Origin of the sequence: Caulobacter radicis (genome assembly GCF_003094615.1) — a bacterium.
Taxonomy (GTDB): Bacteria; Pseudomonadota; Alphaproteobacteria; order Caulobacterales; family Caulobacteraceae; genus Caulobacter; species Caulobacter radicis.
Genome location: NZ_QDKO01000032.1, coordinates 22,464 through 46,452 on the forward strand (window position 1 = coordinate 22,464; position 23,989 = coordinate 46,452).

Annotated in this window: 16 protein-coding genes and 1 pseudogene; 6 read left to right on the top strand and 11 right to left on the bottom strand. The window is 68.9% G+C overall.

The window, feature by feature from the left end; genetic code table 11:
* Positions 1–92 precede the first annotated feature (92 nt).
* Both DDF62_RS17870 and DDF62_RS17875 read right to left on the bottom strand, forming a co-directional pair.
* Complete coding sequence (locus tag DDF62_RS17870; RefSeq protein WP_208866895.1) at positions 93–755, bottom strand: class GN sortase; 663 nt, start codon at positions 753–755, stop codon at positions 93–95.
* Positions 752–2,884, bottom strand: coding sequence for a marine proteobacterial sortase target protein (locus tag DDF62_RS17875; protein ID WP_116490357.1), 2,133 nt, complete (start codon positions 2,882–2,884; stop codon positions 752–754). Before DDF62_RS17875 ends, DDF62_RS17870 begins: the two co-directional genes overlap by 4 nt.
* A 182-nt stretch (positions 2,885–3,066) precedes the next feature.
* On the opposite strand from DDF62_RS17875, the gene DDF62_RS17880 reads away from it, so the two are divergent.
* Entirely contained in the window at positions 3,067–3,825 is a 759-nt protein-coding gene (locus tag DDF62_RS17880; protein WP_116490358.1) for a transcriptional regulator, read from the top strand.
* Positions 3,826–3,938: 113 nt separating this feature from the next.
* Here the strand turns inward: DDF62_RS17880 and DDF62_RS17885 are convergent, their stop codons facing one another.
* A complete protein-coding gene (locus DDF62_RS17885; protein WP_116490359.1) occupies positions 3,939–5,453 on the bottom strand; it encodes a tryptophan halogenase family protein in 1,515 nt (504 codons plus the stop codon).
* Complete coding sequence (locus DDF62_RS17890) at positions 5,450–6,967, bottom strand: tryptophan halogenase family protein (protein WP_116490360.1); 1,518 nt, start codon at positions 6,965–6,967, stop codon at positions 5,450–5,452. The genes DDF62_RS17885 and DDF62_RS17890 overlap by 4 nt, the downstream gene beginning before the upstream one ends.
* 308 nt (positions 6,968–7,275) lie before the next feature.
* Between DDF62_RS17890 and DDF62_RS17895 the strand changes: the two are divergent.
* The 3 genes and pseudogenes from DDF62_RS17895 (at position 7,276) to DDF62_RS17905 (ending at position 13,479) form a co-directional block, all read left to right on the top strand.
* Positions 7,276–10,524, top strand: a pseudogene (locus DDF62_RS17895) (TonB-dependent receptor).
* A 114-nt stretch (positions 10,525–10,638) separates the two neighbouring features.
* Positions 10,639–11,769 carry an endo-1,4-beta-xylanase gene (locus tag DDF62_RS17900; protein WP_116490361.1) on the top strand — a complete coding sequence of 377 codons (1,131 nt, stop codon included), beginning with the start codon at positions 10,639–10,641 and terminating at the stop codon, positions 11,767–11,769.
* Positions 11,770–11,781: 12 nt separating this feature from the next.
* Entirely contained in the window at positions 11,782–13,479 is a 1,698-nt protein-coding gene (locus DDF62_RS17905) for a glycoside hydrolase family 43 protein (protein ID WP_116490362.1), read from the top strand.
* Positions 13,480–13,576: 97 nt separating this feature from the next.
* Here DDF62_RS17905 and DDF62_RS25420 read toward each other — a convergent pair whose 3' ends face one another.
* On the bottom strand, positions 13,577–13,804 hold the full coding sequence (locus tag DDF62_RS25420) for a hypothetical protein (RefSeq protein ID WP_133244948.1): 228 nt from the start codon (positions 13,802–13,804) through the stop codon (positions 13,577–13,579).
* Positions 13,805–13,888: 84 nt separating this feature from the next.
* On the opposite strand from DDF62_RS25420, the gene DDF62_RS17910 reads away from it, so the two are divergent.
* A complete protein-coding gene (locus DDF62_RS17910) occupies positions 13,889–14,401 on the top strand; it encodes an FKBP-type peptidyl-prolyl cis-trans isomerase (protein ID WP_116490363.1) in 513 nt (170 codons plus the stop codon).
* Positions 14,402–14,546: 145 nt separating this feature from the next.
* Here DDF62_RS17910 and rutA read toward each other — a convergent pair whose 3' ends face one another.
* The 6 genes from rutA to DDF62_RS17940 form a co-directional block, all read right to left on the bottom strand.
* Positions 14,547–15,605, bottom strand: coding sequence for a pyrimidine utilization protein A (rutA, locus tag DDF62_RS17915; RefSeq protein ID WP_116490364.1), 1,059 nt, complete (start codon positions 15,603–15,605; stop codon positions 14,547–14,549).
* 192 nt (positions 15,606–15,797) lie between these two features.
* The gene (gene rutD / locus DDF62_RS17920; protein WP_116490365.1) at positions 15,798–16,607 is read right to left on the bottom strand and encodes a pyrimidine utilization protein D; all 810 of its coding nucleotides are present in this window, start codon (positions 16,605–16,607) and stop codon (positions 15,798–15,800) included.
* A 2-nt stretch (positions 16,608–16,609) separates the two neighbouring features.
* Positions 16,610–16,999, bottom strand: coding sequence for a pyrimidine utilization protein C (gene rutC / locus DDF62_RS17925; RefSeq protein ID WP_116490366.1), 390 nt, complete (start codon positions 16,997–16,999; stop codon positions 16,610–16,612).
* Positions 17,000–17,171: 172 nt separating this feature from the next.
* Positions 17,172–17,873 (bottom strand): pyrimidine utilization protein B, encoded by a 702-nt coding sequence (gene rutB, locus DDF62_RS17930; protein WP_165832289.1) that lies wholly within the window; start codon positions 17,871–17,873, stop codon positions 17,172–17,174.
* Positions 17,874–18,070: 197 nt separating this feature from the next.
* Positions 18,071–19,780, bottom strand: a complete 1,710-nt coding sequence (locus DDF62_RS17935) for a sensor histidine kinase (protein WP_244286857.1) — start codon at positions 19,778–19,780, stop codon at positions 18,071–18,073.
* Between the two features lie 111 nt (positions 19,781–19,891).
* Positions 19,892–20,935, bottom strand: coding sequence for a LacI family DNA-binding transcriptional regulator (locus DDF62_RS17940; RefSeq protein WP_116490367.1), 1,044 nt, complete (start codon positions 20,933–20,935; stop codon positions 19,892–19,894).
* A 444-nt stretch (positions 20,936–21,379) separates the two neighbouring features.
* On the opposite strand from DDF62_RS17940, the gene DDF62_RS17945 reads away from it, so the two are divergent.
* The gene (locus DDF62_RS17945) at positions 21,380–23,842 is read left to right on the top strand and encodes a glycoside hydrolase family 3 protein (protein ID WP_425267063.1); all 2,463 of its coding nucleotides are present in this window, start codon (positions 21,380–21,382) and stop codon (positions 23,840–23,842) included.
* Positions 23,843–23,989: the final 147 nt, after the last annotated feature.

The following is a 23,989-nucleotide window of genomic DNA, read 5'->3' on the forward strand; positions in this document are numbered from 1 at the left end:
TTTCGCGCTTTTCGTCTCGACCGCCGCCGTCCGCCGTTGCGCGGCGATACGACTGGTAGCGGTCACAGGAATGAACGGCTACGAGGTAAGGCCTATCGTGTCAAGGTGGTCATACCTTTGCGATCGTGTAGGTCGGACAAGGTCAAGCTTGTCTCCACGGGCCTGGCCATCACCACGTAGCGCATCGGTCCGCGGGCCTTGGCGTCCAGCGGCCAGCAGGTGGCGAGGGCCAGGCCGCGTCCAGGCGCGCGGGGATCCACGCCCGAGGCGTCCCAGCGCACGACCCGGGCGCCGACCACCTCGAAGCGGGCGAGCTTGCCGTCGGCGCGCTCGACCAGGATCGGGTCGCCCGGCCTGACCTTGGCCAGCACCGCGAAGTGGGTGTCGCGGTGGGCGGCATAGACGGCCGTGCCCCGGTCGCCGGCCTGGGGCGTGCCCGCCACATGGCCGGGACCAAAGGCCAGGGCCTGGCCGCTGGCGCCGTCGAGCGCGATGACCCGCTCGCCCTGGCGTGGGAAGACGATGCGGGCCGTTGGCCAGGTGTCGGCCCAACTCCAAGGGCGAACCGGGGCGCCGCCCTGGCGGAGGCTCTGGTCGAAGGCCCGCTCCAGCAGCACCTGGGCCAGGGCCGCCTTGGCGTGGATCCACAGGCCCTGACCGCAAAGAACCAGGCCAAGGCTCCCGGCCGCCAGGGCCGGAAGCAGGAAGGGGAGCCGCCGGCGGGCGGCTCCCATGACGGTCGCGAGCCGGCTCACGCCGCGTTCCTCCGCCGGCCCAGGACCCAGCCGCCTGCGCCCAGGGCGAGCGCCAGGCTCATCAGGCCAAGGCCCGTCAGGATCAGCATCGGCGCTTCGGTGGCCGTCTGCGGCAGGTCCAGCTGGGCGATCTGCTGCTCGGGATCGGTCGGAGCGTCGCCGTTCCCGCTGGCGGCGGCCTTGCGGTTGAACAGGGCGTCGAAATCCCAGCCGGCCGGCAGGTTCAGCGGCAGGTCGCTGCGCAGCAGCGGGGCGTCGGCGGGGCGGGGCGGGCTCTTGTCGACCGCCACCAGGCTGGTCTGGCTGGTCACCAAGCCATGGTCGAGGCCCAGCTTCAGCACCCGCGCGTCGGCCTCGTCCTCGGTGATCTGGGCCAGGCTGCGGGCGACCTCGGCGTCGGTGATCTTGCGGCGCGCCCAGAGCTTGGAGATTCCCTTGCCGGCCTGGGCGTCGCGCAGGCGGATCCTGGTCTGCCAGGGGCGGCCGTCGATGACGCCGCTGATCGTCAGCACGCCGTCCAGGTCCTCCACCCGGGCGGCCAGGGTGACCGGCTCGCCGCGATAGAGGTCGGGCAGCACGGCCGGGGCGGCGTCGGAGGTCGTGCCCTCGAAGCGGGCCACGAGGTTGGTGGCCACGGGGCTTTCCAGCTTGTCGAACAGGGCGCGCATGGCCTCCTCGACCCCGTCGGTCGAGCCGATGTGGGTGAAGGTCCCGCGGCCCAGTTCGGCGGCGCGGCTCATCAGGTGGCTGTTGGGGGCCGAGCCGATGCCGACCATGAACACCTTCGAGCGGCCGCGGCCGGCGGTGATGGCGTCGAACAGGCCCTGCTCGTCGCCGATGGCGCCGTCGGTCATGAACACCACCTGGCGCACGCGGCCGTCGTCACGTTCGCTTTCGTCGCGCAGGGCCGCGGCCATGGCCGGGACCATCTCGGTGCCGCCGGTGGCTTCCAGGGCCGAGACGAACTTGCGGGCGCGGCCAAGGTTGGCGGCGTCGGCCGCGACCGCGCCCTCGAACAGCACGGTCAGGGTGTCGTCGAAGCGCACGACGTTGAAGCGGTCGCCACTCTTGAGATTGGACAGGCCGTACAGCAGGCCGGCCTTGGCCTGGCGCATCGATTCCCCGCCCATCGAGCCGGAATTGTCGATGACGAAGATGATGTCGCGGGCCGGCGGCGGACCGGCGCGGGCGGCGATCGGCGGAGTGACCTGGGCCAGCACGTAGTGGGCGCCGGCGGTCTTCTCGCGGAACAGGGCGACGCTGGGCGCGGCCAGCGGCACGGGCTTCCAGGTCAGGACGAAGTCGCGGTCGGCCGGCGTCTGGCCCTTGGACAGGGTGATGGTCTTGCCGCCCTTCTCGTCGCGGACGTCGACGGCGTGGGTGGCGCTGGCCACTTGGCCCAGCGGGAAGCCGGCGCGCAGGTGCACGGTCACGGTGACCGGGTTGATCGCGCCGGCCACCTTCGGGTCGACGATCGGCGCGCGGCTCTCGGGCGTGGCCGCCGTGCCGGGCGAGACGTAGCGCGGGGCCACGACCAGCGGCATGCGCAGCGAGTACTCGCCGGCCGAGACGGCGATGGGGGCCTGGTATTCGATCTGCACCAGCACCGTCTCGCCGGGGGCGACGTTGGCGACGGCGTTGGTGAACATGTTGGGGCGGTTCTGCTCAACCAGGGCCGCCTTCTTTCCCTGCGCCTTGGCGGCGTCGTAGATGGCCTGGGCCTCGGCGCGCTTCTTGATCTCGCCGACGATCACCTTCTTGCCGACCACCATCTTCAGGGTGTCGACCGCGCCGTCCTGGGGCAGGGGATAGACGTAGACGGCCTCGACCCAGCGGCCGGTGTCGTTGCGAAAGGCCTGGGTGACGCGGCCGCGCACGGTCAGGCCGCTGACGGTCATGTCGATGTCGGTTCCCAGGCGCACGGCCTCGACCACCTGGTCGCCGCCCTTGGCGCGCATGATGAGGCCGCCAGAAGCTGGCTCGGAGACCTCGGCGCGGCCGGTCCCGGCCAGGGCCAGCAGGAGCAGCAGCCCCAGGGCGAAGGCTTCGCAGAGGATGAGGAACCACCGGGCGGGACGGGCGCCGGAGGCGACGCGGGGCTTGGGCGCGCCGACGTCTTGAGCGGACATGGGGGATCTCCTTGGGGCTCGAAAGCAGGTGATCTCCCTTGTCGTCACACGCCGGCGCCGCCGCGAGCGGCGGGATTTGCAATCTTCGTGAGCTATCCGTGCAGCTTGTCCGGAGGCGGGCTTGCCGTGCCCGGAGCGGCGCCGCATTGTGCGGAAATGTGCGGATTCGTGAGGCCTTGCCGATGACCCTGGCGCCGGAAGCCGAGCTGCCGGACGAGCAGAGCCTGGCCATCGCCGCGTGCGTGCGCGAGGCGCTGGCGCGTCGCCGGATGTCGCGCCAGCAACTGGCGGACAAGGCCCGGATCAGCATCTCGACCCTGGAAAAGGCGCTGAGCGGCCGCCGTCCGTTCACCCTGGCCACGACCATCCGGCTGGAGGAGGCCCTGGAGCAGCCGCTGCGCGCGTCCGCGCCCGCCTCTCCCGTCGCCGTGACCGGCCTGGCCCCCGAAGCCCTGGGCGCCTATTCGCGTCCGGCCGTGACCTGGCTGGAGGGCGAGTATCTGACCCTGCGGCCGTCGTTCGAGGATCCGGCCGCCGTCTACGCCTATCGCACCGAGATCGTCTGGGACGACGCGGCCTCGAGCCTGGTGTTCCGCGAGGCCGCCCGCCAGGACGCCGAGTTCACCCAGCGCGGGGCGGTGTCGCTGTCGAACCAGTCGGGCCACACCTACCTGATCACCAACGAGTTGGGTCAGTTCCGGCTGATCATCCTGGGCCGTCCGGCGATCGGCGGCGAGATGTACGGCATGCTGACCACCTTACAGGTGGGGCAGGGCAGCCACCTGACGCCGGCCGCCGCGCCCATCGCCTTCGTGCCGCTGCGCCGCGTGGAGCAGCCGGCCTTCGGTCGCGTCGGACCGGACGCGGCCGCCTATGACGAGTACCGCGCCGCCCTGGCCAGGGTCACCGACAAGGGCTTCGCGCGCTTCTTCGCGGGGTAGGGGGGCGAAAACCACGCCCTTCGACAAGCTCAGGGTGAGGTTTTCGATGTTGTCGCCGAGCCTGAAATGGTCCTCATCCTGAGCTTGTCGAAGGACGAGGACCACGCTGCGAATTAAGCCGCCTGCGCCCGCGCCACCCGATCCGCCACGAAGCTCATGTGGTCAGGCATGGCCTCGGCCGAGCGGGCGATGACCGCCTGGATCTCTCTCATGCGGGCGCGCAGCAGATCGTCGCTCATGACGTCGGCCATCGGGTCCCAGCCCTTGGGTTTCAGGCCCTGGCCGACCATGACGGCGAACCAGGAGGTGTCGTTGAACAGCTCCTCGTTCTCGCGGAAGATCCGGCCGTGGCTTTCGAAGACGGCGATCTTGTCGGCCAGGTAGTCGGGGATCTCCATCTCGCGCAGATAGTCCCAGTAGGGCGTGTCCGAGCGCTCCGTGGCCTTGTAGTGCAGGATCAGAAAGTCGCGGATCTTCTCGTACTCGAAGGTCATCACCCGGTTGTAGCGGTCGATGTCGGGCTGCTGGAACCGGCGGTCGGGGAACATGGCCAGGAGGCGCGAGATGCCTACCTGGATCAGGTGGATGCTCTGGCTTTCCAGCGGCTCCATGAAGCCGGCCGACAGGCCGATGGCCACGACGTTCTTGTTCCAGCTCTTCTTGCGGCGGCCGGCCTTGAACTTCAGCGTCCAGGGTGTGGCCAGGGGCTCGCCGTCGAGATTGGCCAGCAGGTAGGCCGTCGCCTCGTCTTCGCTGATGTGCTCGCTGGAGAAGGCGTAGCCGTTGCCGATCCGGTGTTGCAGCGGGATGCGCCATTGCCAGCCGGCCGGGCGGGCGGTGGCGCGGGTGACCGGATCGGTCGAGCCGCCCGAGGCGCACGGCACGGCCACGGCGCGGTCGTTGAGCAGCCAGTGCGACCAGTCCTCGAAGCCGCTCTTCATCGCGCCCTCGATCAGGAGGCCCCGGAAGCCCGAGCAGTCGATGAAGAGGTCGCCCGCGACGACGGTTCCGTTCTCCAGCGTCACCGATTCCACGAAGCCGTCGGTTCCGCGTAGGGCGACGTCGACGATCCGGCCCTCGATGCGGCGCACGCTGCGGGCCTCGGCGTAGTCGCGCAGGAAGCGGGCGTAGAGGCCGGCGTCGAAGTGGAAGGCGTAGGCGATGTCGCCCAGCGGCGAGTTCTTCTGCCCCGTCGGCCGCTGGAACTTCGCCTGGGCCGCCGCCAGCGATTGCAGCGAATATTCGGAAAGGTCGGCCGCCTCGCCCATGGCCTGGTAGCGCAGCCAATAGGCGTGGAACGACACCCCCTCCATGTCGACGCCGTAGGGGCCGAAGGGGTGGTGGTAGGTGTGGCCGATCTCTTTCCAGTCGCGGAACTCGATGGCCAGCTTGTAGGTGGCCTTGGTGCGGCGCAGGAAGTCGTCCTCGTCCAGGCCCAGCATGCGGTTGAACATGTTGATCTGGGGGATGGTCGACTCGCCGACCCCGACCGTGCCGATGGCCTCGCTCTCGATCACCGTGACCTTGGTCACCCCGTCCTTGAGGAAGCGGCCCAGGGCGGCGGCGGTCATCCAGCCGGCGGTGCCGCCGCCGACGATGACGACGTGGCGGATGCGGTCGTTGCTCATGCGGCGACTCCTTGGGCCGCGCCGCAGTAGCGGGCGACGAACTGGGCGTGGTCCGGCATCGCCTCGGCGGTGCGGGCGATCAGGGCGGACAGGTGGGAGAGGCGCTGGCGAACCTGGTCGTCGGGCAGGCTGTCGACCAGCGGGTCCCACTCCTCCGGCACGATCCCCTGGCCCAGCAGCACGGCCAGCCAGTTGGGCTCGTGGAACAGGTCGTATTCCGACGGGAACCAGCGGCCGCGATGGGCGAACAGCTCCATGCGCCGGGCCAGGCTGTCGGGCACGGTCATCGACGACAGGTAGCGCCAGTAGTCGGTGTCGTCGCGGCGGGTGGCGTGGAAGTGCAGGATGACGAAGTCGCGGATGCGGTCGACCTGCTCGGCGGTCAGGCGGTTGTATTCGTCGATCTCCAGCGGATCGACGCCGTTGCCGGGGAACAGGGCCAAGAGCTTGGTGATCCCGGCCTGGATCATGTGGATGCTGGTGCTTTCCAGCGGCTCGATGAAGCCGGCCGACAGGCCGATCGAGCAGACGTTCTTCTCCCAGGCGCGCTCGCGCCGGCCCGGCGTGAAGCGCAGGAAGTTGGGCTCGTCGGTCGGGGCGCCGTCGAGGTTGGCCAGCAGGGTGTCGAGCGCCCGCTGGTCGTCGACGTGATGGCTGGAATAGACGTAGCCGTTGCCGATGCGGTGCTGCAGCGGGATGCGCCACTGCCAGCCGCCCTCGCGGGCGGTGGCGCGGGTGAACGGGGTGAGGCCGTCGCCGCCCAGCTCGCAGCCGATGGCCACGGCGCGGTTGTTGGGCAGCCAGCGGCCCCAGTCCTGGTAAGGGACCTTCAGAGCCTGGCCGATGACCAGGCCGCGAAAGCCCGTGCAGTCGACGAAGAAGTCGCCCTCGACGCGGCGGCCGTCCTCCAGCACCACGGCCTCGACGAAGCCGGTCTCGCCGTTCTGGTCCACCTTGCCTATGCGGCCCTCGATGCGGACGACGCCGCGCTGCTCGGAAAAGCCGCGCAGGAAGCGGGCATAGAGTCCGGCGTCGAAGTGGTAGGCGTAGCGCAGGCTCGACATGACCTTGGACGGGTCGGGATCGGGCAGGGAGAAGCGCCAGCGGCGGGCCGCGGCCTCGGTGAGGTTGTAGTCGCCGATCGGGCCGGCGAGGCCCGCGAACTTGCGCCACACCTGGTGGAACTTGATGCCCTCCAGGTCCAGGCCGAAGGTCCCGAACGGGTGGTGATACATCTCGCCGATCGCGCCCCAGTCGACGAACTCGATGCCCAGCTTGAAGCTGGCCTTGGTGGCGCGCATGAACTCGCGCTCGTCGACGCCGAGCATGGCGTTGAAGGTCAGGATCGGCGGGATGGTGGCCTCGCCGACGCCGACCGTGCCGATGGCTTCGGATTCGACGAGGGTGATCTTCAGCCCCTGGGCGCTGAGCGTCTTGGCCAGCGCCGCCGCCGTCATCCACCCGGCCGTGCCGCCGCCCACGACGACGACGGACCTCACGCGTTGGTCTGACATGATACGCTTTCCCGCCCCAGAAGATCTTATGTCCGCACGGCTTTGAACGCCGTTTCAAGCGGGTCGTAAATTGACTGCGCTGTCCGCATTTGTCACGTTTCCCGCAGGCGAAAAATCGCCGAAGCGCCTTTTCTGCCGAAAAAGTCGTTTCAGAACAAAAGGATGAGTGGCGTGTTGAGTGGCGTTACGGGGTTATGTCAACGCCCTTGACGTGGTCGACCTTTGCCATATCATCAGACCAATAATGGTCTCGACATATGACCAATGGTAGCGCTACCGAGCTACCGGGACTGGGGAGGAATAAAAGAATGAGCTCCGTCAACGGAGCGTCCGCGACGCGTGGGCGCCAGACTCTCGGCGACAACCTGAAATTCGGCCTGAAGTGCGGGGCGTCGGCCCTGGCGCTGAGCCTGGTGTTCGGGGCGTCGGCCCTGGCCCAGACGACCGCTCCGGCCAGCGGCAAGACTACCGAGGACACGGTCGACGAGGTGGTCGTCACCAGCATCCGCCAGAGCCTCAAGAGCAGCCAGCAGCTGAAGCAGTCGTCCGAGATCATCGGCGACTCGATCACCGCCGAGGACATCGGGGCCCTGCCGGACCGCTCGGTGACCGAAGCCCTGCAGCGCGTGCCCGGCGTGTCGATCAACCGCTTCGCCGCCGGCGTCGACCCCGACCACTTCTCGGTGGAAGGCTCGGGCGTCGTGGTCCGCGGCCTGAACTTCGTGCGCTCGGAGCTGAACGGCCGCGACACCTTCACCGCCAACAACGGCCGCATCCTCAGCTTCGCCGACGTGCCGTCGGAACTGATGGGCGGCGTCGACGTGTTCAAGAGCCCCTCGGCCGACCTGATCGAAGGCGGCATCTCGGGCACGGTGAACCTGCGCACGCGCCTGCCGTTCGACAGCAACAAGCGCATCCTGTCGATGTCGGCCGAGGCCAGCTATGGCGACATGGTCAAGGAGTGGAAGCCGACCTACTCATTCCTCTACAGCGACCGCTTCGACACCAGCTTCGGCGAGGTCGGCGTCCTGGCCAGCTTCGTCAATTCGCAACTGGCCAGCCGCAGCGACGCCATCCAGGTGTCGAACTTCGGCTGCCGCACCAACCTGGGCGTCGCCAGCGCCGACTGCGGCAATGGCGCGAAGGGCGTGTGGTTCCCGCGCGGGGCCGCGTTCCGTTCGACCACCAACGACCGTGAACGCCAGGGCCAGGCCGGCGCGATCCAGTGGAAGAGCAACGACGGCACGATGCAGGCCTCGCTGCAGTACCTGCGCTCGAAGTCGACGGTGAAGTGGACCGAGCACGCCGTCGAGATCGCCACCGACAACGTGGCCGGCAACGGCGACTCGCGCCCGGCCGACGGCACCACCTTCTCGTTCGACGAGGACGGCGTCTTCACCAACGGGATCATCACCGGCGTCACCGGCTGGCGCGCCGACCAGAACGGGTCCGACCCGCGCACGCCGATCAACGGCCTGCAGTCGAACAACGTCCGTCGCGACGAGAACACGACCAACATCACCACCGACTACGGCTTCAACTTCAAGTGGACGCCGAACGAGCACTGGGGCGTGCTGTTCGACGCCCAGCACGTGGACTCGACGGTCGACGCGATCAGCATGGGCATGTGGGGCTCGACGTTCCAGAACGCCTCGATCACCCTCAACGGCAACGACCTGCCGGACGTGAAGTTCACCGCTCCGTCCAGCGGCACGGCGGTGTCGAACTGCGCGCCGTTCAACAACAACTGCCCGTCCTACGCCCGTGGGACCCACGCCAGCCTCAGCGACCCGTACAACAACTTCTGGCGCTCGGCGATGGACCACATCGAGCAGTCGGAAGGCACCGAGGACGCGGTCAAGATCGACGTCGAATACAAGCTCAACAACGACAGCTGGCTGGACTCGATCAAGGGCGGCGCCCGCTGGTCGGAACGCGACCAGACCACCCGCTTCTCGGCCTACAACTGGGGCGTGGTCAGCGAGATCTGGGGCAGCGGCGGCCCGGTGTGGATGGATGATCCCATCAATGGCAGCCCGACCACCGCCGGCGGCGCCAACAGCACCCGCTTCGTCTAGGCCTACGCCTTCGACAACTTCCTGCGCGGCAAGACCGGCGTGCCGACGGGTTCGGATCCGCGCCTGTTCTTCTCGCAGAACCTGGTCGACAACTACGGCTCGGTCTCGCAGTTCCTGCTGTCGGTCGGCGACGAGTGGCGTGACCGTCTGGCCGGCGGCTGCCCGCAGAACTGGGTGCCGCTGGCGCAGCGCTGCGGCGTCACCGCCGGCACGCCGTTCCGTCCGCAGGAGATCAACCCGGTCAACGAGGTGACCAAGGCCGCCTACCTGATGGCCCGCTTCAAGGGCGATGTCGGCGACTACAAGATCAGCGGCAACATCGGCCTGCGCTACACCAAGACCGACCGCGAGGCGACCGGCTACCTGGCGTTCCCGATCTCGACCAGCCTGGCCACGGACGCCGACTGCACCCTGGCCTTCAACAACTGGCTGGCGCTGCCCGAACCCAAGCAGCCCTTCGTCGCCTCGTCGTTCTGCTCGCTGACGCCGCAGGTGCGGGCCGCGGCCCGGGCCTGGTCGAACGGCGCCCTGACGCCGAGCACCGCCAAGGCCTCATTCGACTACTGGCTGCCCAGCCTGAACGTGAAGATCATGGCCCCGCACGGCCTGCAGTACCGTCTGGGCGTCTCCAAGACGATGACGCCGCCCGACATCGGCCTGACCCGCAACTACTACAACCTGGCCCTCAACACGAACAACGACGGCATCACCAGCGGCCAGCCCACCGGCAACGTCACCGTCGGCAATCCCTTCCTGAAGCCGACCCAGTCGACCAATGTCGACGCCTCGGTGGAATGGTACTTCGCGCCGGTCGGCTCGCTGACCTTCGCGGCCTTCTGGAAGGAGCTGTCCGACGTCGCCACCAACACCACCGCGCGCGTGCCCTTCACCAACAATGGGGCGACGTTCGACGTGCTGGTGACCACGCCGGGCAACTCCGACAAGAAGGCGACGGTCAAGGGCTTCGAGATCGGCTACCAGCAGTTCTACGACTTCCTGCCCAAGCCGCTGGATGGGTTCGGCATCAACGCCAACTACAGCTACATCGAGAGCAACGGCGTCCCGCAGAGCACCCTGTCGGCCACCGACCCCGACGTGGCCGCCGGCCGCGTCACCACGGTCGACACCAGCAAGCTGCCGCTGCAGGGCCTGTCCAAGCACAACGTCAACTTCGCGGCGATCTACGAGAAGGGGCCGATCTCGGCGCGCCTGGCCTACAACTGGCGCTCGGACTTCCTGCTCACCGTCCGCGACGTGATCGTGCCCTACGCCCCGATCATGAACGAGGCCACCGGCCAGCTGGACGGCTCGTTCTTCTACACCGTCAATCCGAAGGTGAAGGTCGGGGTGCAGGCGGTGAACCTGCTGAACGAGACCACCCGCACGACCCAGGTGCTCAACAGCAACCTGCTGAAGACGGGCCGCTCGTGGTTCATGAACGACCGGCGCTACACCTTCGTGCTGCGCGCCAGCTTCTAGTACCGCGTACCCGGGCGCGCGGCCCTCGCTCTTCGCCGCGCGCCTGTTTCTCCTGCCGACTTCATCCGCGCATCGCGCTCCCGCGGTGCGCGGTTTCTTTGAGTGGGGTTTCGTATGATTACCCGTCGTCACGCGCTGCTCGGCGCCAGCGCCGCCCTGGCCGCGTCGCCGGCCCTGGCCGAGAGCAAGATCCAGCCGCTCAAGTCCCTCGCCGCCCAGAAGGGGCTCGTCTTCGGCAGCGCCGTCGGCGCGGGTCCGCCGGGATCGCTGACCGGCTCGTTCGAAGACGCCCGCTACCGCGCCATCCTGGCCGACGAGTGCGGGGTGCTGGTCCCCGAGAACGAGCTGAAGTGGTACGTGCTGCGCCCGGCGGAGCAGGCCTTCGCCTTCGAGCGCGCCGACCGCATCGCCGCCTTCGCCGCCGAGCACGGCGCGGGCCTGCGCGGCCACACCCTGCTGTGGCATCACCCGCAGTGGTTCCCGGCCTGGCTGAAGGACTATGACTTCGGGTCCAGGCCCGCCGCCAGGGTCGAGGCCATGCTGGCCCAGCACATCGACAAGGTGTGCGCCCACTATCCGCAGATCTATTCGTGGGACGTGGTCAACGAGACCGTCGATCCCGCCGACGGGGCCCTGCGCCGCACGGTCTTCTCCGACGCCATGGGCGGGGTCGAGCCGGTGCTGGACGCTTCGTTCCACCTGGCCCGCAAGGCAGCCCCCAAGGCCCGGCTCGTCTACAACGACTATATGAGCTGGGAGGCCGGCAACGAGAAGCACCGCCTTGGCGTGCTCAAGCTGCTGGAGGGCTTCCGCAAGCGAAACGTGCCGGTCGACGCCCTTGGGATCCAGAGCCACATCGGGGCCGAGAACGCCGACAGCTTCACGGGCTTTGGCCGGCCGCAGGAAAAGGAATGGCGGGCCTTGGTCGATGAGGCCGTCGGTATGGGCTATGACCTGGCGCTCACCGAGTTCGACGTCCACGACAAGGGCCTGCCGGTCGACTTCGCGCAGCGCGACGCGGCCGTGGCGGCCTATGGCAAGGCCTATCTCGACCTGATGCTGAGCTATCGCCAGACCAAGGAGATTCTGGCCTGGGGCATGGTCGACAAGTATTCGTGGCTTCAGAACCAGTGGCTGCGCCAGGACAAGGCCCCCAAGCGGCCGACGCTCTATGACGACGCCTATGCGCCCAAGCCCCTGCGCCAGGCGGTGGCCCAGGCCCTGCGCGACGCGCCGGCGCGCTAGGGGAGAGCGGTCATGCTGCTGCGTCTCGCCCTGGCCCCCGCCCTGACCTTGTCGCTGCTGGCCGGCGCCGCCCAGGCCGCGCCCCTGGCCCCCGGAACGGCCGCCTTCGACGCGTTCACCTACAGCGGCGAGGACCCGACCGACGCGCCGCTGGCGCCTGGCCAGTACGCCAACCCGATCCTCAAGGGTTTCTATCCCGACCCCAGCGTCACGCAGGTGGGCGATGACTATTACCTGGTCAACTCGACCTTCGCCTGGTTCCCCGGCATCCCGGTGTTCCACAGCAAGGATCTGGTGAACTGGACCCAGATCGGCAACGCGATCGACCGGCCCGGCCAGCTGGACTTCAAGCGGCTGGCCATGTCGCGGGCGGTGTTCGCGCCGGCCATCACCGAGCACGCAGGCGTGTTCTACATCCTCAACACCTGCGTCGACTGCGGCGGCAACTTCCTGGTCACGGCCAGGGATCCGAAGGGGCCGTGGTCGGATCCTGTGTGGTTGCCGCAGATCGACGGCATCGACACCTCGCTGTTCTTCGACGACGACGGGCGGGCATGGATCGTCAACAACGGCCCGCCGCAGGGGGCGTCGCGCTATGACGGCCACCGGGCGATCTGGATCCAGGAATACGATCCCAAGGCCGGCAAGATGGTCGGGCCGCGCTCGGTGCTGGTCGACGGGGGCGTGGATCCGTCCACCAAGCCGATCTGGATCGAAGGCCCGCATATCCAGAAGGTCGACGGCCGCTACTACCTGACCGCCGCCGAGGGCGGCACGGCCGAGGGCCACTCGCAGGTGGTGCTGCGCGCCGACACGGTGACCGGACCCTACGCGCCCTATGCCGGCAACCCGATCCTGACCCAGCGCGACCTGCCCAGGGACCGCGCCCATCCGATCACCTCGGCCGGCCATGCCGACCTCGTGCAGACTGGGGACGGCCAGTGGTGGGCGACCTTCCTGGCGGTGCGGCCCTATGGCGACGATGCGTACAACACCGGCCGCGAGACCTTCCTGCTGCCGGTGGAGTGGAAGGACGGCTGGCCGGTGATCCTGCCGCCTAGGACGGCCATCCCCTACGCGGCCGCCCGCCCGAACCTGCCGGCGGGACCGGCGCCGAGGACGCCGACCTCCGGGGCCTTCACCGTACGCGAGACCTTCGACGGCCAGGCCCTGGGCCTGGACTGGATGACCATGCGCATCCCGACGGGGCGGTGGTGGGAGCTGAAGGATGGATCGCTGGTGCTAAAGGCGCGTCTCGATCGCCTGGGCGGGTTCGAGCAGCCGTCGATCTGGGCGCGCCGCCAGCAGCACCTCAACGCCAGCGCCGAGACGACGGTGCGCTTTGCGCCGAAGGGCGACGGCGACCGGGCCGGGATCGTGGCGTTGCAGAACGACGAATTCTTCTACGCCCTGACCGTGGCCGGCGGCGCGGATGGTCGGCCCGAGGTGCGCCTGGAGAAGCGGGCGGGGCCGAAGGATCCGGTCGACGGCGTGGTCGTGGCCCGCGCGCCGCTGGATGTCGCGGCCGGCGCGCCGGTGCGGCTGCGGATCGAGGCGCGCGGTGGGCTCTACGACTTCGCCTACGCAACCCGTGACGGCGCCTGGACGAGCCTGGCCCGGGACCAGGACGGGACCATCCTGTCGACCAAGGTCGCCGGCGGCTTCGTCGGTACGATGCTGGGCCTCTACGCCCGGGCGGACGAGCGGTGAGACGCCGCGACCTGCCGGCGGGCGTGGCCCTGACCGGTGAGCGGGCGCATGTCCGGTCCTAACGGGCTGTATTTCCTGGAGTTCGCCGAGCACGCCTTCAGGCGAGCGGCGTAAGGCGCGCGAGGATAGGCCACAGCTGAACGGCGACGGCGAGGCCCAGCGAGCCGATCACCACCCAGCCGACGAAGAGCGCGAACATCGGGTGGCGCTGCCACCAATGCGCTCCGCTCAATGAGCCGCCAGTAGCCCTGGCCATGACGTTTCCTTCCCGACGAGCGAAGAACGGTCCAAGTAGAAAATGGCCATTCTTCTTCTGGCTGAACACGAGCCCTCGGTTTTTAGTGTGCTCTCGTACAGCCGAATGTCTATTCTGACATTTCGTCGCATAGATAACACGAGTCGCTCAAACATGCGCACCGCTCTCATCGCCCTGGGGTTGTCCTTCGCCCTGACCGCTCCGGCCCTGGCCCAGACCGCGCCGACGCCGGCCCCGGCTCCGAACGTCACGGCCAATCCGGCCGCCGAGAACCTGGCCAAGTCCACCGCCTGGCTGGCGGCCAACGCCAAGCAGCCGGGCGTGATCACCCTGCCGTCGGGCCTGCAATACAAGGTCACGACCGCGGGCGCGAAGGACGCGCCCTCGCCGAAGGAAGGCGAGATCATCAAGGTCCACTACGAGGGCAAGCTGGTCGACGGCACGGTGTTCGACAGCTCGTTCGCGCGCGGCAAGCCGTTGATCGCGCCGCTGGGCGGCCTGGTGCCGGCCTGGATGGAGGCCCTGCCGAAGATGAAGGTCGGCGACGAATGGACGCTGTTCGTGCCGCCGTCGCTCGGCTACGGCGAGCGCGCCGCCGGCGAGATCCCGCCCAACAGCGTGATGATCTTCCGGGTCAAGCTGATCGACATGATGACGCTGGACTAGGCATGAAACCTCCCCCCCGTGGGGGAGGGGATCGCGAAGCGATCGGTGGGGGGCGTCGTTGCCGAAGCGGCCAGGCGCCGCGGCAGCTGAAAACGTCCCCCCACCGGCCTTTGGCCGCCTCCCCCAGAGGGGGAGGTTCCTGGCTCTACTTCCGGCTCTTCATCAGCGGCTGGATCCTGGTCCCGAAGTCGTCGATGCCCTGGACGAAGTCGTCGAAAGTCAGCAGCACGCCGCCGGTGCCGGGAACCTGCGCGATCTCGTCGAGCATGCGTGCGATGCTCTCATAGCTGCCCACCAGGGTGCCCATGTTGAGGTTCACCGCCGATTCCGGCGCGGCCAGCTGGGCGGTGTTGGTGGTGGCTCCGGCCGCGGCGTTGGGCGCGGCCTGGTTGGTCAGCCAGGCCAGGGCCTGCTGGTCGGCCCCGTCACGGTATTTCTGCCACTTGGCCAGGGCCTTCTCGTCGGTCTCGTCGGCGATGACCATGAACAGGATGAACGAGGCGACGTCGCGACCGGTCTTGGCGGCGGCCGCTTCCAGGCGCTTGTTGACCGAGGCGAAGGCGGTCGGGGTGTTGGTCCCCTTGCCCAGGGCGAAGCTGTAGTCGGCGTACTGGGCGGTGAAGGCCAGGCCCTCGTCCGACGAGCCGGCGCAGATCAGCTTGGTCTCCTGCGGGTGCGGGCTGACCCGGCAGTCGTCCATCGTGAAATACTTGCCCTTGAAGTCCGAGACGCCGGTCTCCAGCAGGTCCTTCAGCACGGTCGCGTATTCGGCCAGGTAGTTGTAGCGGTCGGTGTAGTGCTGCTCGCCGGGCCACAGGCCCATCTGGCTGTATTCGGCCTTCTGCCAGCCGGTGACCAGGTTGATGCCGAAGCGGCCGGGGGCGATGGAATCGATGGTCGAGGCCATGCGCGCGACGATCGCCGGCGGGATGGTCAGGGTGGCGACGGTGGCGAAGACCTTGATCTTCTGCGTCACGGCCGCCAGGCCGGCCATCAGGGTGAAGCTCTCGAGATTGTGCTCCCAGAACTCGGTCTTGCCGCCGAAGCCGCGCAGCTTGATCATCGAGAGCGCGAAGTCCAGGCCGTAGCTTTCGGCCTTCTGGACGATGGTCTTGTTGAGCTCGAAGCTCGGCATGTACTGCGGCGCGGTCTCGGAGATGAGCCAGCCGTTGTTGCCGATGGGGATGAAGACGCCGACCTGCATGGTGTTAGTGCCCCCTTATGAGCGGTGGTGGGTGCGATGAGAAAAATGCTCCCCCTGTGGGGGAGCTGTCGCGAAGCGACTGAGGGGGGAGTGGCTGCGAAGCCGGCCAAGTCCGCGGAGGCTGAAAACGTCCCCCCTCCGGCCCTCTGGGCCACCTCCCCCATAGGGGGAGGATCTGATTGGCGATGTCCGTCACGCCCCCTCCAGGAACTTCACCAGCGAGGCGTTGAAGCCGTCCGGATCCGTGACCGTCGAGGCGTGTCCGCCCCAGGGCAGCACGTCGAGCACGGCGTTGGGCAGGCGATCGGCCAGGCGATGGGCGCAGGTGACCGGCACCAGCATGTCGTCGGCCGTGGCGCTGACCAGCACCGGGTGGGTGATCTGCGGCAGGCGCTCGTCGATGTCGAAGGCGAGCAGGGCGCCGATGCGGGCCAGCATCACGGCCTTGGGCGGGAAGCCGGCCACGTGGTGCGGCTCCTCGGCGGCCAGGCGTTCGCTGTTCTGCGAGATCCATGTCGCCGGATAGAGGAACAGGGCCTGGGCATGGACGTAAGCGGCCGGGCCGGTGTCGTTGAGCAGGTGCAGGCGCGTGTCGAAGCAGCGCCTGATGTGCGGGTCGGGCCGCGACCAGCCGTTGACGACGACCAGCTTGCCCAGCCGGTCGGGGTGGGAGAGGGCCAGGGCCAGGCCCGCATTGCCGCCGGCCGCGTGGCCGACAACGTGGGCCTTGGCGATCCCCAAGGCGTCCATGACCCTGACCATGTCTTCGGCCATGTCGTCGACCGCGTAGGGTTTGTCGGCCGGCAGTTCGCGCACGCTGCGGCCCGTGCCGCGGTGGTCGTACAGCACCACCGGCCAGCGCGCGGTCAGGGCCGCCATCTGCGGTCCCCAGAAGCTGCCGGAACCGCCCAGGCCAGACGACATCAGCACGGCCTCGCGGCCGGCGATGGGACCGCCATGGAGTTCGTAATGAAGGCCGTCGACGGTTCCGGTAACGACCATCGTCACTTCTTGCCGATGTGGGCGACGCTGGCGATCTCGACCAGGAAGTCGGGCTTCACCAGGCCGCACTGGATGCAGTAGCGGGCCGGCTTGTCGCCGGGGAAATACTCGGCATAGACCTTGTTGATGGTCTGGTAGTTGGCCCAGTCGGTCAGGAAGATGTGGTTCATGGTCACGTCGTCCATAGTGCCGCCGGCGGTCTCGATCACCGACTTGATGGTCTCCAGCACCTGCCGCGTCTGGCCCTCGGCATCGCCGACGTGGGCGACGTTGTTGTCCTTGTCGAAGGCCAGGGTGCCAGAGACGTAGACGATCCCGTCGGCCAGCGTGCCGGGCGAGAACGGCGCGATCGGCGTGCCCGTGCCGGGCGGGGTGATGACGGTCTTGGGCATCTCGTCCTGTCCTTCTGTAATTAAGTTCTTCATTCCGTCCGGGGGCGGAGAAAGGGGCGGTGGTGCGTCCTTCGAGGCCCGCTACGCGGGCGCCTCAGGATGAGGAATTCGGTGCAGTGACGCCCTCATCCTGAGGTGCGCGTCCGGCGCGCCTCGAAGGACGCACGGTGGCTCATTTCGGCGCCAGCTGCCCGAACGCCCCCTTGAAGTCGGCCACGGTCGAGACCCAGCCGAAGAAGGTCTCGATGTTGTAGAGGGCGGCCTTCTGGACGAAGTCGGGGCCCGCCTGATGGGTGGCGTCCTCCAGCACCGTGCCGAAATATTCGAGGAAGAAGCCGTCGCGCAGGGTCGATTCCACGCAGACGTTGGTGGCGATGCCGACGAAGACCAGGTTCCTGATGTTGCGGCTGCGCAGAACGCTGTCGAGCTGGCTGTTGAAGAAGCCGGAATAGCGGGTCTTGTGCAGCTGGATGTCGCCGGGCTTGGGCTTCAGCGCATCGACCAGCTCGTAATCCCACTGGCCGCGCGCCAGGAGCTTGCCCTGAAGCTCGGGCCGGGCGCGCATGGTCTTCAGCGCGTTGGACTTCCACCAGTTGGGCGAGCCCTCGCCGCCGGCCTCGACGTACTGGTCGTCCCAGCCGTTCTGGAAGTAGATCACGGTCATGCCGGCGTCGCGGGCGACATCCAGAACGTCGCTGATCTTGTCGATCACCCCGGCCGCGCCGCCGATGTCGAAGCCGGCCAGATCCAGATAGCCGCCTTTGGAGGCGTAGGCGTTCTGCATGTCGATGACGATCACCGCCGTGCGGGCCGGATCCAGCGGGATCGGCTCGGGCCGGGCCGGCAGCATGACGGAGTCGTCGGTTACGATCATGGACGCTCTCTTCCCTCGGTCACGGCTCTGCGGCCGCATCCCGGGCGTCATGGAAGATCAATCTACGCGACGAGGCAATATGATCGATCCGACGGCGCCCCAGGATGGGTGCTGAGCGGATCGACCATCACGATGAGGCGGAGAACATCGGTCAAGCGCCCGGCCGGCGCCTGGCGCGGGCGCGCGCGGCTGCCCGTTCAGGCGTCGGCCGCGGGGGCGTCTTCGCCCAAAGCTTGGGCGCCGGTCGTGCGGACCGTCAGGGAACAGACGAGTCCGGTGGCCACGTAGTCGAACTGGGCCTCGCCCTTCAGTTCGTTGCGCAGGCTGGCGGCGATCAGGCGCGAGCCGAAGCCCTTGCGGCTGGGCGGGCCCGTGAGCTTGGGGCCGCCGCTCTCGACCCAGCGCAGGGCCAGGCGGTGGGGATCCAGCGGGTCGCGTCGCCAGGTGACCTCGACCCGGCCGGCGGGCGTGGACAGGCCGCCGTATTTGGAGGCGTTGGTGGCCAGCTCGTGGAACACCATCGACAGGGCCAGCGCCGCGCTGGGCGGCAGGGCGGCCGGGGGGCCCTCGATATGGGCGCGGTCGCCGTAGGGCTCCAGGGTCTGGCGCAGCAGGTCGGTCAGGTCGGCGCTCTCCCACACGGTGCGGGTCAGGAGGTCGTGGGCTCGGGCCAGGGCGTAGAGTCGCTCGTTGAAGGCGTCGAAGCCGGGCACGGCCTCGCCCTTGCCCAGGCTCTGCAGGGCCAGGGACTGGACCGTGGCCAGGGTGTTCTTCACCCGATGATTCAGCTCGTTGATCATCAGCTGCTGGCGGCCTTGCGCGCGCTTTTCCTCGGCCTCGCGGGCGCGCAGCTGGCGGGAGGTGGCGTGCAGCGCCTCGCGCACCTCGCCGATCTCGCGCAGGCCGCCGGTGGTCTGGGCCGGCATTTCGCCGCCCGAGGCCATGATCCGGGCGTCGGCCACCAGGGCGCGGACCTCGCCGGAGATGCCGCGCGAGAACAGCATGGCCGCCCCGGCGCCGATGGCCAGCAGGGCCAGGCCAGCCACCACCAGCAGGGCCAGGGACGAGAGGTTTGCGCGCTCGAGCTCGGTGCGCGGCACGCCGACGATGAAGCTCCAGCCGTAGGTCGGCGAGCGGCTGAAGGCCGACAGGGTGGGGGTGCCGTCGAGGGTGTAGGTCTCGAGCACGCCGTCGTTGTCCTTGGCCATGGCGTCGAGCATCGGCTTGCTGGCCGAGCGGCCCAGCATCTTTTCCTGGTCGCGCGAGCGGGCCACGAGGCGGGCGTTGCGGTCGACGATGCTGGCGGTCCAGCTCTGCGGCACGCCCTGGGCGGCGAACAGCGGGGCGAAGGCGGCGGGGGTCTGGATGTAGGCCAGGTCGTAGAGCTCGCCGTCGACGATCACCGGCATGTCGATGGCCACGATCGGCTGGCCCGCCACCTTGCCCTGGGTGAGGTTCGACACGGTGGTGCGGCCCGAGCGGACGGCGGCCCAGCGCTCGGGCGGCAGGCCGGCGGTGCGCGGCGGGACCTGGCCGGGCGGCATGCGGGTGTTGATCACCTGGCCGCGCGGCGAGATCAGCACGATCCAGGCGTCCTTGGAGCGGACGGCGGCGCGCGCCTGGCGCTCGAAGCTCGGAAGGTCGCCGGCGGCCAGGGCGGGCGAGACGGCCAGGGCCTGAAGGGTGCTCTGGCCCAGGGCCAGCTGGCGATCGACAGCCAGGCCCAGGGCGCGGGTGGTGGCGATCAGCTGCTGTTCGTAGCGGCCCTGGCTCTGGCCGTATTCGGCGCGGGCCAGCAGGGCCATGAACACGATGGCCGGCGCGACCAGGCACAGGGCCATGATCAGCAGTCGCCTTCGGACGGTGGGCGGTCCGGCGGCGGCTGAGGCGGCGTCGACCTGGGTCATGTCTCTGGCCAAACGCTGCCGGCTCCAAATTCGAAGTCGCAAGAGGAAAGGGCGCGCCGGCAGGCTGGTCAAGCTCCCCGCGACATCCCGTCGCGGGTGGGCAAGGCTTCTTTATGGCGGCGGCGCGGTCGAGGCGCGCAGGGCCAGTTCGAAAGGCAGCAGGTGGTCGGCGCGCGACAGCTTGCCGTCCTTGGCGGCCGCGGCGACCAGCAGGTCGACGGCCTGGGCGGCCATCTCGGCCACGGGCTGGCGCACGGTGGTCAGCGGCGGCAGCGACAGCCGCACGCTGGGCGTGTCGTCGAAGGTGGCCAGCGACAGGTCGCCGGGAATGGCGATGTCCAGCCGGCGGGCGACGTGCATCACCGCCAGCGCGGTCTCGTCGTTGCCGGCCAGGATGGCGGTGGGGCGGTCGGGGCGCGACAGCAGGGCCTCGGCGGCCGCGACCCCGCCCTCGAAGGTGAAGTCGCCGGGGACCAGCAGGCTCTCGTCGACCGGCAGGCCGGCGGCGGCCAGGGCCTTGCGATAGCCGTCCTCGCGGGCGTGGCTGGCCAGGAAGCGGGCGCTGCCGGTGACGAAGCCGATGCGGCGGTGACCCTGTTCGACCAGGTGCTCGGTCAGGCGCAGGGCGGCCGCCTGGTCGTCCATCCGCACCCGGGCGCCGGGACCCGCCGCCGCCGAGCCCATGCGCACGAACGGGACCTGGGCCCGCTTCAGCGCCTCCAGCACCGTCGGGTCCTCGCAGTTGGGCGGGGTCAGGATCACCCCGTCGGGCCGCAGGGACGACAGCACGTGCTGCACCCGCCGGGCCAGCTGGTCGCTCTCCAGGTCGATCAGTTCGCACAGCAGGTGATAGCCGTGGACGTCGCAGCGGAGCATGGCCCCGTACTGCATGCGGTCGATCCAGTTGTTGCCCCGGTCGCTGGCCCAGTTCTCCAGGGTCAGCTTGCGGTCGTTGAAGGCCACGATCAGGAACGAGCGCGATCCGCCGAGCCTGCGTGCGGCGATGTTGGGGGCGTAGCCCAGCTGGTCGATGGCCGCCTGCACGCGCTCGCGCAGGTCCGGCGTGACCGTCGGCTCGTTGTTGACCACGCGCGAGACGGTCTTGACCGAGACCCGGGCCCTTTCGGCCACATGGACGATGGTGACGTTGCGCATCGGGCTCCCGCCGCCGGCTTTCGGCGCGGTGTTAGCGATAGCGCGGCCATGGCGGCCGAGTCGAGCGGCTTCCTGCGGGTAAGTCATCAGTGGATGTCTTCTGGATGCAAGTAAGACATCGTTGTCAGAAATTCGCACTGCTCCGTGCGTCGCGAAAATCGCTTATTGTGGAAAGGGTTGTGGTCAATTTGTCCTCAAGTGGACAAATATAAGCGTGTTGACACCAAGTAAGACAACGTTGTCTCGTGTCGTTGTGAGGCGGTCGCGAGCAGACGACCCCGCGAGCGGGAGGCCAGATCCATGCGCGTGCGCATGGCCCGGGAGCCGCCGCGCGCCCGTCGGCCAGCCGCCGCCTCGAAACCCTACGCTGCTTCCGTGGCGTGTTCGGGCGCGGCGGCCTCTTTCCCCTTGGCCGTCGCGCTCCTTTTTCGATCGAGGCCGCCCGTGACGCCGTTCCGCCTTTCCGCCCTGGCCCTTCTGGCCGCCTCCAGCCTGACGAGCGTCGCGAGCGCGCAGGTGCTGACCCCCGCCGGCAAGGCGACGGCCAACGTCGCCGCCTGGCCCGTGGTCAAGAGCCCGGCGGCCCTGACCGACGCGGCGACCGAGGCGAAGATCACCGCGCTGATGGCCAGGATGTCGGTGCGGGAAAAGGTCGGCCAGACGATCCAGGCCGACATCGGCTCGATCCGTCCCGAACAGCTGCGCGAGTATCCGCTGGGCTCGATCCTGGCCGGCGGCAGCTCGGGCCCCAACGGCAACGACAAGGCCGGTCCGAAAGAGTGGGCGCAGTTTGTCGACCTGTTCCGCGCGGTGTCGCTGGAGAGCCGCGACGGCCACGTGCCGATCCCGCTGATGTTCGGCATCGACGCCGTGCACGGCCACAACAACGTGGTCGGCGCCACGCTGTTTCCACACAATGTCGGCCTGGGCGCGACCCGCGATCCGGACCTGATCGAGCGCATCGGCAAGGCGACCGCCGAAGAGGTGGCCGTGGCCGGCGGCGACTGGACCTTCGGGCCCACGGTGGCCGTGCCGCGCGACGACCGCTGGGGCCGCGCCTACGAGGGCTATGGCGAGGATCCGGAGATCGTCAAAAGCTATGCCGGCCGCATGACGCTGGGCCTGCAAGGCAAGCTCGCCGCCGGCAAGGCGCTGGAGGCCGGCCGCATCGCCGGCAGCGCCAAGCACTTTCTCGCCGACGGCGGCACGCTGAACGGCAAGGACCAGGGCGACGCGCCGGTGTCGGAGGCCGACCTGGTGCGCCTGCACGCCCAGGGCTACCCGCCCAGCATCGAAGCCGGCATCCTGACGGTGATGGCCTCGTTCTCCAGCTGGAACGGCGTCAAGCACACCGGCAACAAGACGCTGCTGACGAACGTGCTGAAGGACCGCATGGGCTTTACCGGCTTCGTGGTCGGCGACTGGAACGCCCATGGCCAGGTCGACGGCTGCTCCAACGTCTCGTGTCCGCAGGCCCTGAACGCGGGCCTGGACATGTACATGGCTCCCGACAGCTGGCAGGGCCTGTTCGACAATACCCTGAAGCAGGTGCAGAGCGGCGAGATCAGCATGGCGCGGCTGGACGACGCCGTGCGCCGGATCCTGCGGGTGAAGATCAAGTCGGGCCTGTTCGACCGCGTCGCCCCGCCGGTGCAGGGCCGCTACGAGCGGGTCGGCGCGCCCGATCACCGCGCCCTGGCCCGCGAGGCGGTGGCCAAGTCGCTGGTGCTGCTGAAGAACGACGGCGTACTGCCGATCAAGGCGGGCGCGAAGGTGCTGGTGGCCGGCGACGCCGACGACATCGGCAAGGCGGCCGGCGGCTGGACCCTGTCGTGGCAGGGCACGGGCAACACCAATGCCGACTTCCCCGGCGCCCAGTCGATCTGGAGCGGCCTGAAGGAGGCGGTCGAGGCCTCGGGCGGCAAGGCGACGCTGGCCAAGGACGGCGCCTTCACCGACAAGCCGGACGTGGCCGTGGTGGTGTTCGGCGAGACGCCCTATGCCGAGTTCCAGGGCGACCTGCAGCACCTGGAGTACCAGCCGGGCGACAAGACCGATCTGGCCCTGCTCAAGAAGCTCAAGGCCCAAGGCGTGCCGGTGGTGGCGGTGTTCCTGTCGGGCCGTCCGCTGTGGGTGAACCCCGAGATCAACGCCTCGGACGCCTTCGTGGCCGCCTGGCTGCCGGGCTCGGAAGGCGGCGGCGTCGCCGACGTCCTGGTCGCCGGCAAGGACGGCAAGTCCAGGCGCGACTTCACCGGCAAGCTGTCGTTCAGCTGGCCCAAGACCGCCGACCAGGGTCCTCTGAACAAGGGTGACGCCGGCTACGATCCGCAGTTCGCCTACGGCTATGGCCTCAGCTACGCCAAGCCCGGCAAGGTGGCGAAGTTGGGCGAGGTGTCGGGCGTGTCCGGCGCCAGCGTCAATGTCGACAAATACTTCGTCTCGGGCCGCACGCCGGCGCCGTGGCTGCTGTCGACCGCCGGTGGGGTGAAGCTGACCGCCATCGACGCCGCCGCCCAGGAAGACGCGCGCCTGGCGACCTGGACCGGGCCGGGCGCCCTGCTGGTCAACGGCCCGCCGGCCGACCTGACCGGCCAGACCACCGGCGACCTGTCGATCGCCTTCACCTACCGCGTCGACGAGCGGGCGCCGGGGCCGGTGGGCTTCTCGATCTCGTGCGGCGAGGGCTGCGCCGGGGGCGTGGACGTCACCAAGATCTTCGCCGAGGCCCCGGTGGGCGAGTGGCGCAAGACCCAGATCAAGCTGTCGTGCCTGAAGGCCGCCGGCGCCGACATGAGCCGGATCTCCTCGCCGGTGGTGCTGTCGGCGCAGGCCGGTTTCAAGCTGGCCTTCCGCGAGATCCGCCTGGAGCCGACCGAGGCGCATGTGAGCTGCCCGGGGCAGTAGTCCAGGGCTTCCCCATCCTCCCGTCATTCCCGCCCTTGTGGCGAGAACCCCTGGTTCCGTTCGCAGGCGAGACGCTGGCGGCGTGCCAAGCACGCCGCCTCATCCGCCCTTGCGGCTGAAAGAGAGGTTCCCGCCACAAGGGCGGGA

Excerpts from the sequence above, each read along its gene's own strand:
- DDF62_RS17875 (WP_116490357.1), bottom strand. The coding sequence starts at position 2,884 with ATGTCCGCTCAAGACGTCGGCGCGCCCAAGCCCCGCGTCGCCTCCGGC.
- DDF62_RS17880 (WP_116490358.1), top strand. The coding sequence starts at position 3,067 with ATGACCCTGGCGCCGGAAGCCGAGCTGCCGGACGAGCAGAGCCTGGCC.
- DDF62_RS17885 (WP_116490359.1), bottom strand. The coding sequence starts at position 5,453 with ATGAGCAACGACCGCATCCGCCACGTCGTCATCGTCGGCGGCGGCACC.
- DDF62_RS17890 (WP_116490360.1), bottom strand. The coding sequence starts at position 6,967 with ATGTCAGACCAACGCGTGAGGTCCGTCGTCGTCGTGGGCGGCGGCACG.
- DDF62_RS17900 (WP_116490361.1), top strand. The coding sequence starts at position 10,639 with ATGATTACCCGTCGTCACGCGCTGCTCGGCGCCAGCGCCGCCCTGGCC.
- DDF62_RS17905 (WP_116490362.1), top strand. The coding sequence starts at position 11,782 with ATGCTGCTGCGTCTCGCCCTGGCCCCCGCCCTGACCTTGTCGCTGCTG.
- DDF62_RS17910 (WP_116490363.1), top strand. The coding sequence starts at position 13,889 with ATGCGCACCGCTCTCATCGCCCTGGGGTTGTCCTTCGCCCTGACCGCT.
- rutA (WP_116490364.1), bottom strand. The coding sequence starts at position 15,605 with ATGCAGGTCGGCGTCTTCATCCCCATCGGCAACAACGGCTGGCTCATC.
- rutD (WP_116490365.1), bottom strand. The coding sequence starts at position 16,607 with ATGGTCGTTACCGGAACCGTCGACGGCCTTCATTACGAACTCCATGGC.
- rutC (WP_116490366.1), bottom strand. The coding sequence starts at position 16,999 with ATGCCCAAGACCGTCATCACCCCGCCCGGCACGGGCACGCCGATCGCG.
- rutB (WP_165832289.1), bottom strand. The coding sequence starts at position 17,873 with ATGATCGTAACCGACGACTCCGTCATGCTGCCGGCCCGGCCCGAGCCG.
- DDF62_RS17935 (WP_244286857.1), bottom strand. The coding sequence starts at position 19,780 with ATGACCCAGGTCGACGCCGCCTCAGCCGCCGCCGGACCGCCCACCGTC.
- DDF62_RS17940 (WP_116490367.1), bottom strand. The coding sequence starts at position 20,935 with ATGCGCAACGTCACCATCGTCCATGTGGCCGAAAGGGCCCGGGTCTCG.